Source organism: Frankia gtarii (assembly GCF_025403375.1).
Taxonomy (GTDB): domain Bacteria; phylum Actinomycetota; class Actinomycetes; order Frankiales; family Frankiaceae; genus Frankia; species Frankia gtarii.
Genome location: NZ_JAMPTM010000035.1, coordinates 21,222 through 36,783, shown reverse-complemented (window position 1 = coordinate 36,783; position 15,562 = coordinate 21,222). Strand labels below are relative to the sequence as shown.

Annotated in this window: 16 protein-coding genes; 9 read left to right on the top strand and 7 right to left on the bottom strand. The window is 74.8% G+C overall.

The features are described 5' to 3' along the window. Both NBZ83_RS08295 and NBZ83_RS08290 read right to left on the bottom strand, forming a co-directional pair. Positions 1 to 1,757 (bottom strand): hypothetical protein (locus NBZ83_RS08295; protein WP_261574673.1); only part of this gene is annotated, 1,757 nt, incomplete at its 3' end. Positions 1,758 to 1,947: 190 nt separating this feature from the next. Next, positions 1,948 to 2,994, bottom strand: a complete 1,047-nt coding sequence (locus NBZ83_RS08290; RefSeq protein WP_438803237.1) for a site-specific integrase — start codon at positions 2,992 to 2,994, stop codon at positions 1,948 to 1,950. A 217-nt stretch (positions 2,995 to 3,211) separates the two neighbouring features. On the opposite strand from NBZ83_RS08290, the gene NBZ83_RS08285 reads away from it, so the two are divergent. Beyond that, positions 3,212 to 3,706: a hypothetical protein gene (locus tag NBZ83_RS08285; protein ID WP_261569285.1), complete on the top strand. Its 495-nt coding sequence runs from the start codon at positions 3,212 to 3,214 to the stop codon at positions 3,704 to 3,706. Positions 3,707 to 3,837: 131 nt separating this feature from the next. Further along, positions 3,838 to 4,674, top strand: coding sequence for an LLM class flavin-dependent oxidoreductase (locus NBZ83_RS08280; RefSeq protein ID WP_261574671.1), 837 nt, complete (start codon positions 3,838 to 3,840; stop codon positions 4,672 to 4,674). Between the two features lie 38 nt (positions 4,675 to 4,712). Here NBZ83_RS08280 and NBZ83_RS08275 read toward each other — a convergent pair whose 3' ends face one another. Continuing rightward, positions 4,713 to 5,342, bottom strand: a complete 630-nt coding sequence (locus NBZ83_RS08275) for an HD domain-containing protein (RefSeq protein WP_261569287.1) — start codon at positions 5,340 to 5,342, stop codon at positions 4,713 to 4,715. A 43-nt stretch (positions 5,343 to 5,385) separates the two neighbouring features. After that, entirely contained in the window at positions 5,386 to 6,036 is a 651-nt protein-coding gene (locus NBZ83_RS08270; RefSeq protein WP_261569289.1) for a DsbA family oxidoreductase, read from the bottom strand. Between the two features lie 1,640 nt (positions 6,037 to 7,676). On the opposite strand from NBZ83_RS08270, the gene NBZ83_RS08265 reads away from it, so the two are divergent. After that, on the top strand, positions 7,677 to 8,546 hold the full coding sequence (locus NBZ83_RS08265) for a toll/interleukin-1 receptor domain-containing protein (protein ID WP_261574670.1): 870 nt from the start codon (positions 7,677 to 7,679) through the stop codon (positions 8,544 to 8,546). Between the two features lie 25 nt (positions 8,547 to 8,571). On the opposite strand, the gene tatA is transcribed toward NBZ83_RS08265, so the two are convergent. Then, positions 8,572 to 8,877, bottom strand: coding sequence for a Sec-independent protein translocase subunit TatA (tatA, locus tag NBZ83_RS08260; protein ID WP_264763030.1), 306 nt, complete (start codon positions 8,875 to 8,877; stop codon positions 8,572 to 8,574). A gap of 279 nt (positions 8,878 to 9,156) precedes the next feature. Here tatA and NBZ83_RS08255 point away from each other — a divergent pair, with 279 nt between their 5' ends. After that, positions 9,157 to 9,438 (top strand): GlsB/YeaQ/YmgE family stress response membrane protein, encoded by a 282-nt coding sequence (locus NBZ83_RS08255; protein ID WP_261560631.1) that lies wholly within the window; start codon positions 9,157 to 9,159, stop codon positions 9,436 to 9,438. A 163-nt stretch (positions 9,439 to 9,601) separates the two neighbouring features. On the opposite strand, the gene NBZ83_RS08250 is transcribed toward NBZ83_RS08255, so the two are convergent. Further along, positions 9,602 to 10,483: a TIGR03620 family F420-dependent LLM class oxidoreductase gene (locus NBZ83_RS08250; RefSeq protein ID WP_261569293.1), complete on the bottom strand. Its 882-nt coding sequence runs from the start codon at positions 10,481 to 10,483 to the stop codon at positions 9,602 to 9,604. A 316-nt stretch (positions 10,484 to 10,799) separates the two neighbouring features. On the opposite strand from NBZ83_RS08250, the gene NBZ83_RS08245 reads away from it, so the two are divergent. From NBZ83_RS08245 to NBZ83_RS08235, 3 genes are all read left to right on the top strand, one after another. Continuing rightward, complete coding sequence (locus tag NBZ83_RS08245) at positions 10,800 to 11,375, top strand: FluC/FEX family fluoride channel (protein WP_261574669.1); 576 nt, start codon at positions 10,800 to 10,802, stop codon at positions 11,373 to 11,375. After that, positions 11,372 to 11,746 (top strand): fluoride efflux transporter FluC, encoded by a 375-nt coding sequence (locus NBZ83_RS08240; protein WP_261569295.1) that lies wholly within the window; start codon positions 11,372 to 11,374, stop codon positions 11,744 to 11,746. The genes NBZ83_RS08245 and NBZ83_RS08240 overlap by 4 nt, the downstream gene beginning before the upstream one ends. Positions 11,747 to 11,964: 218 nt before the next feature. After that, positions 11,965 to 12,639 carry a DUF2599 domain-containing protein gene (locus NBZ83_RS08235; protein WP_261569296.1) on the top strand — a complete coding sequence of 225 codons (675 nt, stop codon included), beginning with the start codon at positions 11,965 to 11,967 and terminating at the stop codon, positions 12,637 to 12,639. 61 nt (positions 12,640 to 12,700) lie between these two features. Here NBZ83_RS08235 and NBZ83_RS08230 read toward each other — a convergent pair whose 3' ends face one another. After that, positions 12,701 to 13,420 carry a class I SAM-dependent methyltransferase gene (locus NBZ83_RS08230; RefSeq protein ID WP_261574668.1) on the bottom strand — a complete coding sequence of 240 codons (720 nt, stop codon included), beginning with the start codon at positions 13,418 to 13,420 and terminating at the stop codon, positions 12,701 to 12,703. A gap of 222 nt (positions 13,421 to 13,642) precedes the next feature. Between NBZ83_RS08230 and NBZ83_RS08225 the strand changes: the two genes are divergently transcribed. Then, complete coding sequence (locus NBZ83_RS08225; RefSeq protein WP_261569299.1) at positions 13,643 to 14,212, top strand: TetR/AcrR family transcriptional regulator; 570 nt, start codon at positions 13,643 to 13,645, stop codon at positions 14,210 to 14,212. Positions 14,213 to 14,389: 177 nt separating this feature from the next. Continuing rightward, on the top strand, positions 14,390 to 15,502 hold the full coding sequence (locus NBZ83_RS08220; protein WP_261574667.1) for a phosphotransferase family protein: 1,113 nt from the start codon (positions 14,390 to 14,392) through the stop codon (positions 15,500 to 15,502). Positions 15,503 to 15,562 lie beyond the last annotated feature (60 nt).

Below are 15,562 nucleotides of genomic sequence, written 5' to 3'. Positions count from 1 at the left end.
GGGTGGTCGGGGTCGGTGATGTCGCGCACGGTGGCGGTGCGGTCGCCGCTGCCGGTGGCCAGCAGGGTGCCGTCAGGGCTGAAGGTGACGGCGTGCACGGCGCGGCGATGGTCGCCGATCTCGGCGAGGACGGTTTCGGTGGTGGGGTCGGCGACCGAGTAGATCCGCACCGTGCGGTCCTTGCCGGCGGCGGCGAGCAGGTCGCCGTCCGGGCTGAACGCCACGGTGAACACCGCCCCGCGGGCGCCGGTCAGGGTGACCGTGGCGCTCGGGTGGGTCGGGTCGGCGAGATCCCACAGGATGACGGTGCGGTCCTCGGCGCCGGTGGCCAGCAGGGTGCCGTCGGGGCTGAACGTCACCGCCCGCACGGCGCTGCGATGCCCGGCGAGGATCGCCGCGCGCCGTGGCACCCCCGGCTCGGCGAGGTCCCACAGCAGCACCGCCCGGTCGTCGCCGGCGGTGGCCAGCAGGGTGCCGCCGGGGCTGAATCCGAGGTCGTGCAGGTAGCCGCGGTGGCCGGTCAGCGTCATCAGCGGCACCGGGTGGGCCGGGTCGGCGACCTGCCACAGCACCGTGGTGCCCGCGTCGCCGGCGGCGGCGAGGATCCGCCCGTCGGGGCTGAACGTCACCGCCCGCGCCCACTCCTGGTTGATCCGCCGGCCGTAGCCGACGGCGGCGATCAGGCGTGGGGCGTCGGGGAACGCCGCCTGCCACAGCCGCACGGTGGTGTCGGTGCCGGCGGTGGCGACCAGCGCGGCGGTCGGGCTGAAGGCGACGCTCATCGGATGGCCGCGGTCCTCGCCCAGGACCGCCAGGCGACGGGCGGCTGACAGGTCGCGGACTGCTGACAGGTCGCGGGCCGCGCCGCGGGTGCGCCGGACGTCGGCGTCGGCGTCGGCGTCGGTGAACGTCGCACCGCCCGCGCGTGCGCCGGCATGGCCGCCCGCCGGCGGGGCGGGCGGGGGGCGTCCGCTGTCGGCGGGTCGGTCGGTGGTCGGCCGAGCGTCGAGGGCGCTGTCGGTGGCGCTGAACGTGGTGGCGGGGAACGGCGGCGGGGCGAGATCGGCCGTGGGCCGGGCAGCGACGACGGTGACCTGGCGTAGCAGCCAGTCCCGCGCGAGCGTCGCGTCCAGACCGAACAGGTCGAAGGCGAGCAGGCCGGCGAACGGCGCGGGCCACGAACAGTCCTCGATCCGCACCAGGATGATCCGACCACCCCCACCGCCACCGCCACCGGGGCCGTTGGCGGCGGTCGGCGACGACGCCGGGCTCGAGGGCGGCACTGTGCCTGTCCCGCCGCCGGCCGGGGGCCGCCTCGCCCCGGGAGGGCTGGGGCTGGTGCAGGGATGGGCGTTCGGCGTGGGCAGGCCCATCGCGGCGTCGGCCGACCGGGCCGTCAGCGCCCGGTATGCCGCTGACCAGATGACGAGGATCTCCCCGCCGAGGATGCGATGGCGGCCGAGATCGAGGCCGAGGCCGACCGGCGCGGGTCCGCCTGCCGTCGGCACCGGCGGGTCGGCGGTGACCAGCGGGTGGCTGAGCACCCGGTAGCCGGCGTGGGCGAGCTGCCAGCACAGCCAGCGTGCCCAGGCCGCGTCCGGCTCGGCGACGGTGTGGGACACGATGATGTCCCACGACGGGCTCGCTGACGGCGCGTGGACCTCGCCGCCGGGATCGCCGCCGGGATCACCGGGGCCGCCGGGAGGGGTGGCGTCCGCGCCCGTGCCGGGGTCCGGTTCCGCCGCGGCGCCACCCATGCTCACACCCAGTAGCCTGCCACGCCCATCCACGGACGAGAACACGACCATGGTCGCCCCGCACGGTCTGAGCCTGCGGATCGTACGCATCGCACCGCAACCGGCCGTGACCGGTGAAGGTTCGTGGTCCGAGGTTCGACGGTGGGAGACGTCGAGGGATCGGGTTCGACCCCCGCGGACCCCGGACGATCTACAGCCCGACGCGGCCGGAGGGGTTGTCGCGGTCGAACAGGCGCCCGGCGCGGATGTAGCCGTCGAGGGACGCCGACGAGCGCCAGCGACCCTGGCGCATGATCGACCGGTCGGCGACGCCGGCGCGGGCGGCGGCGGTGGCGAACCCGGAGCGCAGCGAATGCCCGGCGAAGTCGGCGGGGTCGAGCCCGGCGGCGGCGACGCGGCGCTGCACGATGCGGGCCACCGACCCGGGGTAGAGCCGCGTCGCGCCGACATGGCCGTGCCGGTTGACCGCGCGAAACGCCGGGCCCTCGCGCAACCCGGCGCCGTCCGCCCAGGCCCGCCACGCCCGCACCGGGCAGGTCGGCCGGTAGGAGCCGTAGGCGATGCCGACCAGCGCCCCGGCGCCTTCCTGGTCGGTCTTGGACATCCGGATCGTGAGGATGAGACCGTCGGGCGTCTCCACCAGGTCGGCGACGTCGAGGCCGACCAGTTCGGAGCGGCGCAGGCAGCCGGCGAAGCCGACGAGCAGCAGCGCCCGGTCACGCAGGTCGGCGACGTCGTCGTCGCCGAGGCCCGCCACGACCCGGGTGAGCAGGTCGGTGTCCAGGGCGGTCTTGCGGGTGGGGCGCACCCCGCGGGTGCGGCGGATACCGTCCCAGACGGCGCCGACCTCGGGTGCGGTGGCCGGGTTGGGCTGGCCGGCGAGCCGGTGGGCCACGGAGATCGCCGCGAGGCGGCGGCGGATCGTCGAGGGCCGGTAGCCGGCGTCGGCGAGCGTGGCCAGGTAGCCGGCGACGGTGGCCGGGCTCGCCGGCAGCGCGCCGGGTGCCGCCGGCTGGCGGGCGCACCAGGCGCGGAACTGGCGCAGGTCGCTGTCGTAGGCGCGCCACGTCGACGCCGAGCGTGCCGCGCGGGCGTAGTCCCCGACCCGTGCGGCCAGGTCGGCGGGCAGCTCCGGCGCCGCGCCGCCGGCCGGCCCCGCCGGGGCGGGCAGCGCGCGGGGGGCGACGGCGTCGGTGGGGCGCGCGACGTCGCCGTGGGCCACGATCTCACCGTTCACCGGGCGGCGGGCCGGGCCAGAAGGGTCATCCTGGCAACGATATTCCGTCGCGTTCCCCCGGAGATTCACCTGGGTCGGCAGGCGCGCCGCTCGCCGGTCGGTGTCGGCGCTGCGGGCGCGGAAACCGGCGGAAACTGTCGGTGCCGCGTCCTATCGTGATCGCCGTGCCCACCTGCCGCCCTGCACCGTGGCGGCCACAATCGGAGGAGGACGGCCGATGCACGCAACGGACCCTCGGGCGGGGCGGATCGAACGCGGCCTCGCGTTGGCCCGCGGCGGGCGCCCCCAGGCCGCCCGCCGCCTGCTCGCCGTGGTGTGGCGGCAGCTGAGTCCGATCGACGACGCCCCCCTGCGCGTCGACTGCGCCCGGACGATGGCCTGCCTGCAGGACGACCCGCACGACCGGCTCTGCTGGTGCCTGCGGGCGGTGACCGCTGCCGAGCAGGTCCGCCAGTCCTATCTTGCGCACTGCGAGGTGCCGCTGCCGTTGTACGCGTTCTACCCGTCGGTGCTGCATGATCTCGGCGCCGCCTATCGCCTGCTCGGCGACGACGACCGGGCCCAGGCCTGCGAGCAGCTCTCCGGTGCCGGGCTCGCCGGGATGCACCGCCTCGGCGAGGTCGGGCTGCGGGAGATGGCCGCGTTCGCCTCCGCGCGTCTCGCCGGCCGCCTCGGAGTTCCCCTGCCGGTGCAGGATCCGTGGGCACGGTGATGCTCTAGGATCACCCTGGGAACTCCGCAGGCCGTGCTCCGAGATATCCGTCGCAGCTGGACATGGCTCCTCGCCCCGGCGAGGAGGAGGTGGCGGCAGTACTGTCCGCTGCCCGATCCACGGAGATCATCATGGACCTTGGTCTTGGTCTGCCCATCAGCGATCCCACCCGCCTGCTCGACTGGGCCGCGCGGGCCGAGGCGGCCCGCTTCGACTGCCTGGCGCTGCTCGACCGGCTCACCTTCGACAATCCCGAACCGCTCGTCGCGCTGGCCACCCTCGCCGGTGCCACCACCGGCATCCGGCTGCAGACCGAGGTTCTGCTCGGCCCGCTGCGGTCCACCGCGCTGCTGGCCAAGCAGGCCGCCACCGTCGACCGCATGTCCGGCGGACGGCTCGTCCTCGGTGTCGGTGTCGGCGGCCGTGCCGATGACCATGCGGCGGCGGGGACGCCGATGCACCGTCGCGGACGGATCCTCGACGACCAGCTCGTCGCGCTCCGTGCGATCTGGGCCGGGCAGCCCTACCGGGGGGCGCCGATCGGCCCGCGGCCGGCGACCCCGGGTGGCCCGCCGATCCTCGTCGGCGGCTTCGCCCCGGCCGCGCTGCGCCGCGCCGCGCGCCACGGCGACGGGTTCGTCTGCGCGGCGCCGCTGGCCTGGGCCGGGCCCCTGGTGCGCGAGGTGGGCGAGCAGTGGGCCGCCGCCGGGCGGGCCGGGCGGCCGCGGCTGGTCTGCCAGGTCAACGTGGCCGTCGGCGGTTCGGACACGATCACCCGTGCCCGCCGGGCCACCGCGGACTACTACGCGTTCACCGGGCGACCGGGGTGGGGCGAGCCGCTGCACGACCCCGCCGAGATTGTCGACACCGTCGCCGCCTACGCCGACTTCGGCGCCGACGAGCTGGTCCTCTACTGCTACGCCGACGACCCCGCGCAGGTCGACACCCTCGCCGAGCTGCTGCGTTGAGCCCGCCGCCCGCCGCGGCGGTTCAGCGTCACGGCTGCTCAGCCGTCGCGGACGGTCATGTCGTGGCGGGCGGCGAGGGCGGCGAGGTCCGGCACGCCGAACTCGGCGGTCAGCTCGTCGAACCGGGCCACCTTGTCCGCGCCGAAGCGGCGGACATAGCCGCGGTAGGCGTCCGCGGTCAGGAAGCTCGTCGGATGGCTCTTCGAGTGGAACTTGTCGGCGTACATGACGAGCCGTTCCTCGACGGTCCGCGCGACGTAGTCCCCCGGGGGCAGCGGCAGGTTGCCGCGGGCGATGTCGTCGCGGGTCAGCCCGACGCCGGTGTGGCAGGAGGCGAAACGGCAGACGGTCTCGGGCAGCCCGTCGGCGGCGAGCAGCTCATGGCCGAGTACCCCGTGGCGCAGGTACTGGGCGTGATCGAGCTGGCCGGCGTCGTCGTAGAGCCGGTAGACGCCGATGTCGTGCAGCAGCGCCCCGGTGCGCACCAGCCCCGCGTCGGCCTGCGGCGCGCGCCCCGCGCCCAGCAGCCCGGCGGCGATGTCCCACACGATGCGGCAGTGGGTGTGCACGCGCGTGAACGCCGCCGGCGACGGCGCATGCCGGCGGTGCAGCTCGCGTGCGTCGACGTCGACATCGACGTCTTCTGCCGGCCCCTGGGCGCTGATCATGCTGTGGACCGTATCGCGCTTCGCCGCCGGGTGGCCGGTGCGTTCACGCCACCCGCTGCGCGCGGCGCGCCCACGCCTGGTCGAGGGTGCGGGCGAACAGGTCCGCCGAGCGCGCCCCGGTCACCGCCAGGGTGCGGTCGACGACGAAGAACGGCACCCCGGTGACGCGCATGTCGTGGGCGGCCCGCTCGTCGGCGAACACCCGTTCGGTGTAGTCGTCGCCGGCCAGGACCCGGCGCACCTCGGCGGGCGCCAGACCGGCGCTGGTGAACACCTCGACGGCGATGTCGTGGTCGAACACGTCCCGGCCGGCACCGAAATGCGCCTGGTTGAGCGCGGTGACCGCCTCGGCCTGCCGCCCCGCCTCGCCGGCCAGGTGCAGCAACCGGTGCAGGTCGAAGGTGTTGCCGTTGCGCCGGTCGGAACGGTAAGCCAGCCCCTCGTCGCGGGCGGCGTCGGCGACGCGGTGCTCCATGCCCTCGATCTCGTCGGCCGGCACGTCGCTGAACTTGCGTGCCAGCGCGGCGAGCAGCGACTCGGACCGACCTCGGGGCAGGGTCGGGTTCAGCTCGTAGGAGTGGAAGCGCACCTGCACCTCGTCGCGATGGGCGAACGTGGCGAGCGCCCGGTCGAACCGGGCCTTGCCGACGTAGCACCACGGGCAGACGACGTCACTCCAGATGTCCACACGCACGGCGGACCACCATCCTCTTCTCACCGCTTCTCGTCCGCGGCTACCTGGCTTCGACGATCGGCGCACCGCAGCACGGCGGACCCTCGGCGTCGCCACCGGTTCGAGTGAACACCACCGGCGTCGCTGCACGGCCTGCCCACCGCTGATGAAACCGCGCACACCACCCGCGGGCACCGGGCCGGATCCCGCCGGATGTCACCGCCTGCGCCGGGTGCGGCAAGCGCCCGCGCCGGCGCCGGGGCGCAGCGTGGAGCACGTCGGGCGCGCTCACCGGTGAACGGCGGACGTCGCCATGTTCCGTGCTGTGTGCGTGCGGCGTCCGGGTCGGCACGCATCGGCGAGGCGGGCGCCGGACGGTGCGACGTCGATGCCCGGCGCGGCCGGCGTCCGGGTGGGCGGTGCCCGCAGGGGACGGCGCGACGACGCAGGTCAGCTCGGCGACGGTGAGCCGCGGGCGGCCGGCGGTGACGATCGCCGCCCTGGCGGCGCCACCGCGCCGGTCACGCCGATGCGCGGCGCCGGTTGCGGTGGGAAGACGGCTCTCGCCGGCGACGACCACCGATTCCCGCGCCTATGGCGGTGCATATGCCCCTGTTTTTCGGCCGGTGCGCTGGTTTCTCGCCGAATGCGGATGCCTTGGCCGGGCGCCGGATGCGCCGACCGTCGGCGTCGGGCGTGCGGCGTGCGGCGCCGGGTGGCCTCGACACCCCGGACCGGGAGCCACATCCGGTCACCCCCCCCGGCTGCGCACGCTGCCCCGAGCCGTGCGGCTGCGCGCTGCCCCGCGGCGGCGGCGTCACCGAGGCCGCCCTGCGCGGAACATCATCGGCGGCCAGGTCATCGCCCCGCGCACCTCGCGGTCGGACCGGGCCCCGCGCCGCGGGTGCGGGTACGGAAAGCCACCGACACAGCTTCCCGGAAGGCATATCCCAGCATCAAACCTCGCTCGGGATGGACCGACGAGCGTGCATTCCGCTGCGGTGGACAAAGCCTCCGGGTGTCGGTGCATGATTTTCTTTACGGCCTCGTTCCGTGCATTCCTGGGAATGTGAAGGGAAATGAACAATGATGCGGACCTTCAGATGTTCCGAGCACGAAGGGTCGTGTGGCGTGTCGTCCGCCGAAGGCCGGCAGGGTATGGCCGTGAAAGGGTCCGTGCGGATGCCGCGAGGAAGTCCGGTCGCGATGCGTCGGTCAGGTCGCGGGCCCGGATCGGTGGAGTCGCGGGCCCGAGTAGGTGGGCCGTGGTCACCGGAAACCGCTGCTACGGCTCGCGGAAGATGCGCGGAGTAGTGTCGCGATCGGGATCGGTGACCGTGCGAGAGTGGTTGACGGAACATCTGACGTGGTTCCTTCGCCCGACACGTTTCCAGTTGCGACCGACGTCGTCGCACGGATGCGACATGGATGTCGCGACGGCCGGCGTGATGCGACTTCCTGTGTCGCGAACCCGGTATCGGCCTGGTGGTTGTTCATCCGCGTCGGCGCGACACCCGCGCACCCGTTCCCGAAATTGTCGGCTATGGTCTGCGAAACGCGGAATGGCACGATGGTGCCGGCCGCCGGCGTATCCGCCGACCCACCTTTCGGCGGCGGAGGCGAAACCCCGACCCGGTTCATGACTTTTGAAGGAGCAGGCATTGACGACGCCGCGATCCCGAAAGGCGATCTTCGTCTCCTATGTGGACGCGGATCTGGCGTGGGCGCAGTGGATCGCCTGGCAGCTGGAGGAGGCCGGGTACACGGCGCTGATCGAGGCGTGGGACTTCGTCGCGGGCACCCACCCGGTCAACCGTCTGCATCAGACCGTCACCGACGCCCTGCCCACCCTCGTCGTGCTCTCCGCGGCCTACCTGGCCTGCACCGAGACGCCGGCGCAGTGGCAGAGCGCCTGGCGTCAGGGCGCCGCCGGCCACACCGGCGCGCTGCTGACCGTCCGGGTCGAGGACTGCCCACGGCCGGGGCTGCTGGGTCAGCTCGGCGCCGTCGACCTGTTCGCCCTCGACCGCGACACCGCCCGGATGCGGCTACTCGCCGCCGTGCGCGCCAAGCGCGCCAAGCCCGCCGTCGAACCGCCCTATCCCGGCCCGGGTGGCCCGGCGGCGGACCCGAACGCCGGCCGCGGCGCCCGGCCGGGTGGGCGCGGGGCGGTGGCCGATCTCCCGCCGTTACCGGCCTGGGTTCGCGAGGAGCTGCGTAACGCCGAGGCCCTGCTCGCCCTGGGCCGGCCCGGTCAGGCCGCGCACCGGTTCACCGTGATCGCCGACCGATTCGCCGCGACGGGGCAGGTCGGTGATCCGCTGTGGTTCGCCGCCCGTTTCGGGCTCCTGCGCGCCCGGGATCGCCAGAGCGACATGCACGATCAGGGCCAGCAGGCCGAGGCGAGGGCACGCTGGGCGCACCTGGTCGAGCGGGCGCGGGCGCAGCTGGGCGAGCGTCACGAGCTTGTCCACAGCATGCTCGCCTACCAGCTGGGCAGGATGGGCAACGCTCCCCGGCTGGAACTGTGAGCGCGACGGCGCTGCGCGGCGGTGCTCAGCGCGCCCCGGCGGGCCGGCCGTCCACCGCGGTGTCCTCGGCCGACGCCGGCCCGGCGATCTTGACGACCGCGTCGCCGACAGACGCAGACGGCGACGGGCTCACCGCAGCCGGCGCGGGTCCGTTGGCGGCCGGGGCGGGGTGGTCGTCGTCGTGCAGGCCCTTGATCTCGGACTTGAAGATGCGCAGCGAGCGGCCCAGGGAACGGGCGGCGTCGGGGAGCCTCTTCGCTCCGAACAGCACGACGACGACGACAACGATGATGAGCAGTTCAGGCGTGCCGATGTCACCCACGAAAACCATCCTTCGGACGGGGTCGGACCCACCGCCGGCCTTGAGGGCATGCTACGGCCGGGCGCGCCGCCGCGGTAGAGCGCTGCCCCGCCCGGCCGTCGTCCCCCTGCGGTCCGGGTGGGGTCGCGCCCGCTGCTGCCCGTGCGCATCGACCGGCCGCCGCCGCGGTGTCACCCGGGTGAGGGGCGGTTGATGTTTGGTGAAGTGTCGCCGGCGGGTACATCGGGGTCGATCTCCCCGCCGATCATCGGCCCCTCGCCGCTGATCCTCACCTGTCGGAGGCCCGCTGTGCTCTGGACCCTCATCACCTGGGTGGTACTCGGTCTCATCGCGGGTGCCGTGGCCCGCCTGCTCGTGCCCGGACCCGATCCGATGAGCATCCCCGCGACGATCCTGCTGGGCGTCGTCGGCTCGTTCGTCGGTGGTTTCCTCGGCTATCTGCTGTTCGACAAGGACTTCGGTGAGGGCGCGTTGCAGCCCTCCGGCATCGTCGGGTCCATCCTCGGCGCCATCGTCGTGCTGCTGGTCTGGCGGACCGTGGGCGGACGCCGCCACGCGCTGCGCCGCTGAGCCCGCCGCACGCCGGTCGCCTCGCCCGGATCCCGCACCCGGGTCGCCACGATCACATTGCCACGATCACATTGCCACGATCACATTGCCACGATCACATTGCCACGATCACATTGCCACGATCAGGCCCGGCACCGCCACGGCGGTGCCGGGCCTGCGTGTGTCACAGCGGCAGTTCGGGGGCCAGGGCGCGCCAGCCCTCCACGGTGGGACGCCCCGTGCGGCGGACCGGGTCGATGTCGGCGGAGATGACCTGCACGGCGACGTGGTCGGCGCCGGCGTCGAGATGGGCGCGCACGCGCTGCGCGACCTGCGCGGGGGTCCCCCAGGCGTAGAGGGCGTCGACGAGCCGGTCACTGCCCGTCCCGGCGACGTCGTCGGCGTCGAAGCCCGACGCCTGGAAGTTGGCGACGTAGTTGGGCATCGCCAGGTAGTAGGACAGGTTCGCCCGTGCCAGCCGCCGGGCCGCGGCGGGATCGGTGTCCAGGATGACCTTCTGGTCGGGGGCGAGCAGCGGGCCGTGGCCGAGCGTCGTGCGGGCGGCGGCGGTGTACTCGGGGGTCACCAGGTAGGGATGCGCGCCGCGGGCACGGCGCGCGGCCAGCTCGAGCGCCCGCGGGCGCAGCGCGGCGAGGACGCGCGCCTGGGCCGGCACCGGGGCGTCGGCACCGTCGAGCCCGTCGAGGAACTGCCCCAGATGGGCGAGCGGACGGGTGTAGGCGTGGCCGAGCCCCTCGACGATCTGGGCGTGGCTGATGCCGAGTCCGAGCAGGAAACGGTCCGGGTGGGCGGTGTCGAGCCGGTGGTAGCCGGCGGCGAGGGCGGCCGGTTGCGTCGTCCACACGTTGACGATCCCCGTGGCCACGGCCAGCCGGTCCGTGGCGGCCAGCACCTGCTCGGGCAGGGCCAGATCCGCCGGTGCGGCGCCGAGCCACAGCGCACCGTAGCCGAGGGCGTCGAGCTCCGCCGCCGTGGCGGCGACGTCCGATCCGGTCCAGGTATACGACAGCGACCACACGCCTACCCGCCCCAACGACACCGCCATGGCTGTTCTCCTCACGTTGCGCGCCGCTGCCGGCGCCGGCGCCGGGCCGCGACCCGGACACCCTCCCCACATGTTCGATGGCCACCGAACACGTCGTCGTGAGTGTACGACGGCGATCGAATAGATGGCGGGGGTGGCCGGCCTGCACGCAGACGGCGGGTAAACTCGCCCCCCGGACGGTGCCCGCCCTGCGGCCGCCGGCGGCGGTGGGGCCCGCCGTGGTCGAACCGCGCCACCGCGCCGCCGACGGTCCCTGCGTGTCACACAGCTGCGTTCGATCCCCCGTCGGGTCGCGCGCCACGCAGGCAGGAGCCCCATGGTCGAGCAGCCCGCGCCGCAGCGCACACCCCCCGCGGATCCCACCGGGCCCCGGGCCACCGCCGAACCTCGCCCCACCGCCGATCCCACCGTCGCCGCGACCGATCCCGACGTCGACCTGCACCTGCCGGCCCAGCGCGCCGAACTGCGGGCCCACCCGGCGCTGCTGCTCGGCGTCATCGCCGCCGGCGGTGCGCTCGGCGCCTGCGCCCGCTACGGCGCGGCGCTGGCCTGGCCGACCCATCCCGGCGGGTTCGGCTGGACCACCGTGGCCGTCAACACCGTCGGCTGCGCGGCGATCGGCATGCTCATGGCCCTGGTCCGCGCCACCCGCCTCGCCCACCCGTTGGCCCGCCCGTTCCTCGGCACCGGGATCCTCGGCGGGTTCACCACTTTTTCCACCTACGCCGTCGACGTCGACGGGCACCTCGACGACGGCCGGCCGCTGACAGCCCTGGCTGCCCTGGCGCTGACCCCGGCCGCGGCGCTCGCCGCGGTGTGGGCGGCCACGGCGGTGACCCGCGGGCTGCTGGCGCGATGCGGGGAACGGCGGCGCGGGGAGCGGCGGCGGTGAGCTGGCTGCTGGTGATCCTCGGCGCGGCGGTGGGCGCCCCGCTGCGCTATCTCACCGACCGGGCCGTGCAGGCCCGTCACGACAGCCCGCTGCCCTGGGGCACGCTCACCGTGAACACCGCGGCCAGCGCCGTGCTCGGCCTGATCACCGGCGCGGTCGGCGCCGGCGCCGCCTCGACGCGGGTGGCGCTGCTGGTCGGCACCGGGCTGTGCGGGGCGCTGAGCACCTACTCGACGCTGTCCTACGAGACGCTGCGCCTGATCGAGGACGGCCACCGCCGCCTCGCCGCCCTCACCGCCGCCGCCAGCCTGCTCGCCGGAATCGGCGCCGCCGCGGTCGGGGTGACCCTCGCCCGCGCCCTGTGGGGCTGACCCGCCGCGCCCCGGCCGACCCGCCGGCCGAGGTGCGGGGTCGGTCGCGGCCGCCGGACCCGATCGGACCTACCCTTCTGCACGTGCACAGGCCGACCTCTTCCCGCCGTGACCCCGTCCGGCCAGACGCCCGCGCCCCGCTGCCCCCGGACCGCCGTCTGGACCGCGGTCCGGGCCGTCGGCCGGATCGCAGGCCGGACCGTCGTCTGGATCGCCGCATGCGGCGGCTGCCGCCACTCCTGGCTCCACCGGCGCTGGTAAGCGTGGTCGCGGTGCTGGTGCTGCTCGCCGGCTGCTATTCCGGCGCCGGCAGTGACGGCCCGACCCGCGCGGACGCCGCGGCGCGTCCCGCCCCGGCGCCGACCACCTCCACAGCGCCCAGCCCAGGCCCGCCCAAGTCCAGCCCGCCCAGACTCGACGCCGCGGGGGCCGCCGCGGCGGCGCGGCCGTACTGCGGATCCAGCCGCTACGTCGAGGAGATCGTCGTCGAGCAGTGGGCCGACGGCCGGCTGCGGATCTCGGTGCGGCCCACCTCGGCCGCCCGCCACGCCGACCGCGACGAGGCCACCGAGGCGATCTGGGCGGCCATCGGCGGCTGCGTGTCCACGCTGCCCGCCCTCGGCCGCGACGTCACCGACAGCATGCACGCGCAACTGACCTGCCACCAGGACCTGGCCCTGGTGCCCGCGCTCGGCGGCGGCAAGGGCTACGCCACCGGCGACACCTACGACCTGGAGAGCTGGCGACCGATGATGCGACCGAACTCGGTGTCGACGTGGATCTCCACCCGCTGCGGCAACACCCTCGGCACCGACCCCACCGGCCCGCCCGCTCGCGTCTACCGTCCCGACGGCGTCGCACCCCAGCACACCGGCACCGGCGAGCACGCCTGACCCGCCCACCGGCCCATGCCCACCGGGCCGTCGGGCTGTTGGGCCGTTGGGCCGTTGGGCGTCAGCGGAGCACGAGCAGGTCCATCGTGTCGATCACCGGCCCCGTCGCGGTGGCGGCGGTGCGCAGCCGGGTGAGGCCGGCGGCGTAGGCGTCGTCGTCGATCAGCCGCAGCGGGGTGTGGGCGTCGCGGTCCAGGCCGTCGAGGACGGCGGCCAGCGACGGGGCACTGACCTGCGTCACGGCCTCACCGGCCGCGGCGGTGAACCCGTCGGCGGCAAACACCGCCCGCACCGTCGCCGCCTGCGGGTAGGTGTCGTCGACGAGCCGGATCGCCTCGGGAAAGAACCGCAGCAGGGTGATCTGATCAGCGCGGCCGGCGAACACCGAGCGCAGCAGCACCGGCGCGCCGGGCCGCAGCACCCGCCGCAGCTCCGCGGCCGCCGCCGGCAGGTCGGCGAGATGGTGGACCACCGTCGACAGCCACGCGGCGTCGAGGCTGCCCGCGGCCAGCGGCAGCGCGTCGGCCCGTCCGGCGACCAGCCGCGGCGCCCGTGCCCGCGCCCGCATCGCCGCCGACGGCTCGACGGCCACGACCTGCACCCCGTACCAGGCGGTGAACAGCTGCGCCCACCAGCCCGTGCCCGCACCCAGGTCGAGCAGCGCCATCCCCGGGCGGGGAGCAAGATGGCGGGCCACCGCGGCACGCCAGTGCGCCAGGCCGTCCGCGGGCACGTGCCGTCCCGCCCGAAACGCCACCGCGGCTGGCTCGTCGTAGCGCATCCGCCTCATGCCCACCCACCCGCCGTCCCGTCCCCGCCGCTCGCGTGCGCCGTGGATTGCCCACCCTGCACTGTGGGACATCCGGGGCGCACCGTCAGGCGAACCGGCCCGGCCCGGCCTGCAGTGTCACATCGGCGGCGCGCGATTCGTCCGGGTTGCGACACCTTCCTCCGGAAGGACAAGGAAACCCCGTCTGTACCTACTGGTATGTACAGTGGTGGGGTGGACGCGGCGGAGCGGCTGATCGAGAGCACCCGGGTGTTGCTGTGGGAGCGCGGGTACGTGGGGACGAGCCCGAAGGCGATCCAGGCACACGCCGGGGTCGGGCAGGGCAGCATGTACCACCACTTCGCCGGCAAGGCCGCGCTCGCCCACGCCGCGATCACGCGGACCGCCGCCGAGCTGCGGGCGGCCGCCGACGCCCAGCTTGGCGCCGACGGGCCGGTGCTCGCCCGCATCGAGGCCTACCTGCGCCGCGAGCGGGACGTGCTGCGCGGCTGCCCCGTCGGCCGGCTCACCCAGGATCCCGACATCATGGCCGACCCTGCTTTGCGCGGCCCGGTCGAGCAGACGTTCACCTGGCTGCGCGCACGCCTGGGCGCTCTGCTCGCCGAGGGCGTGGCCGCTGGCGAGCTCACCGGGCTCGACCCGCCGGCGACGGCCGCCACGATCGTCGCGGTGCTGCAGGGCGGCTACGTGCTGGCCCGCGCCGCCGGCAGCGCCGAGGCATTCACCCAGGCCGTCGATGGCGTGGTCGCCCTGCTCACCGCCCACGCCGCGCCCAGAGGATAAGGACGCGGACATGTACGCGATGCAGTACGAGATCACCGTGGGCCGACGCTGCAGCCGCCGCCGGGGACGGCGAGGCCACCGAGCACTACCAGGTGCTGCACGTCTGCACGCCAGGCCCGGCGCCGCTGCCTGCCGGCCGGCGCTGGTAGCCGGCGCCGAGTCCGCGACGACGGCCGCGTGATCGACTGGTTCCGTGGGGGTCGTGACCTGCCGGTGGGTGAGCAGTTGCGGGCCGCGGTGGGATCGCCGCGCCCGATCCGCCGGCTGGCGAGCAGCCCACGCTCGCGGGTGTGGCTCGTCGAACTCGATGGTTCCCCCGCCGTCGTCAAGCAGGTCGTCGGCGGGTCGGACGCCGCGGATCGCTATGCCCGCGAGGTGACGGCGCTGCGGCTGGCCGCCCGGGTTCGCCCGCCCGTGGTGCCGACGCTGATCGGCGCCGACCCGCACGCCCGGGTGCTGGTTCTGGAGTACGTGCCCGCCCGCGGCGCGGCGGGCGACTGGGTCGTGGGATGGGCGAGCGCACTGGCCCGCCTGCACGCGGCGACCGGCCCCGCCGATGCGCACGCGCACGCGCTACCGCGATGGTCCGGTCCCACCGACGCTGACATCGAGGCGTTCGTCGGCCTGGCCGCGACGCTCGGTGTCCCCGTCCCGCCCGGTGTGCCAGGCGAGCTCGAACGACTCCTGGACCGGCTCAGTGCGGCCGGGCACCACGCTCTGCTGCACGGTGACCCGTGCCCGGACAACGGACTTGGCCTGCGCTCGGCAGCCGAGACGCGGTTCATCGACCTCGAACACGCCAGCCTGGGCAGTGGCCTGGTCGAACTGGCCTACCTTCGGATGGGCTTCCCCACCTGCTGGTGCGTTACCGCCGTCCCGCCACCGCTACGCGCAGAAGCCGAGATCGCCTACCACGCAACCTACCGTGCCCGTACCGGCACCGCCTTGCCCGGCGCTCTCACCGACGCCTGCGCCGGCTGGCTGATCCGCGGTGACGCGCTCGTCGAACGGGCCCGCCGTGACGGCGCCGACCACCTCGCCCGCCTGACCCACAAGGACTGGCGCTGGGGCACCGCGACCGCCCGAGGACGCCTCGCCCACCGGCTCGCCGTCGTCGCCACGATGACCACCGACAATCCCGAGCTCGGCGGACTCCACCGGCTCACCGCGGCGCTGCACGGCCAGATCCGGCGCCGCTGGCCCCGTACGAAACCGCTGCCCGCCACCACCGACATCCCGGCCGGGGGGACGCGACGGCGTAGGCGGCGGCCCCGTCCCCCGGCCGACTAGGATCATCGGCCATAGGTGACGAGTCGGATCTGTCCGTGACCGCCGAGGCCTACGACGGCG

Coding starts and splice junctions, on each gene's coding strand:
- NBZ83_RS08285 (WP_261569285.1), top strand. CDS start 3,212: ATGCACGCAACGGACCCTCGGGCGGGGCGGATCGAACGCGGCCTCGCG.
- NBZ83_RS08280 (WP_261574671.1), top strand. CDS start 3,838: ATGGACCTTGGTCTTGGTCTGCCCATCAGCGATCCCACCCGCCTGCTC.
- NBZ83_RS08275 (WP_261569287.1), bottom strand. CDS start 5,342: ATGATCAGCGCCCAGGGGCCGGCAGAAGACGTCGATGTCGACGTCGAC.
- tatA (WP_264763030.1), bottom strand. CDS start 8,877: ATGGTTTTCGTGGGTGACATCGGCACGCCTGAACTGCTCATCATCGTT.
- NBZ83_RS08250 (WP_261569293.1), bottom strand. CDS start 10,483: ATGGCGGTGTCGTTGGGGCGGGTAGGCGTGTGGTCGCTGTCGTATACC.
- NBZ83_RS08245 (WP_261574669.1), top strand. CDS start 10,800: ATGGTCGAGCAGCCCGCGCCGCAGCGCACACCCCCCGCGGATCCCACC.
- NBZ83_RS08235 (WP_261569296.1), top strand. CDS start 11,965: ATGCGGCGGCTGCCGCCACTCCTGGCTCCACCGGCGCTGGTAAGCGTG.
- NBZ83_RS08230 (WP_261574668.1), bottom strand. CDS start 13,420: ATGCGCTACGACGAGCCAGCCGCGGTGGCGTTTCGGGCGGGACGGCAC.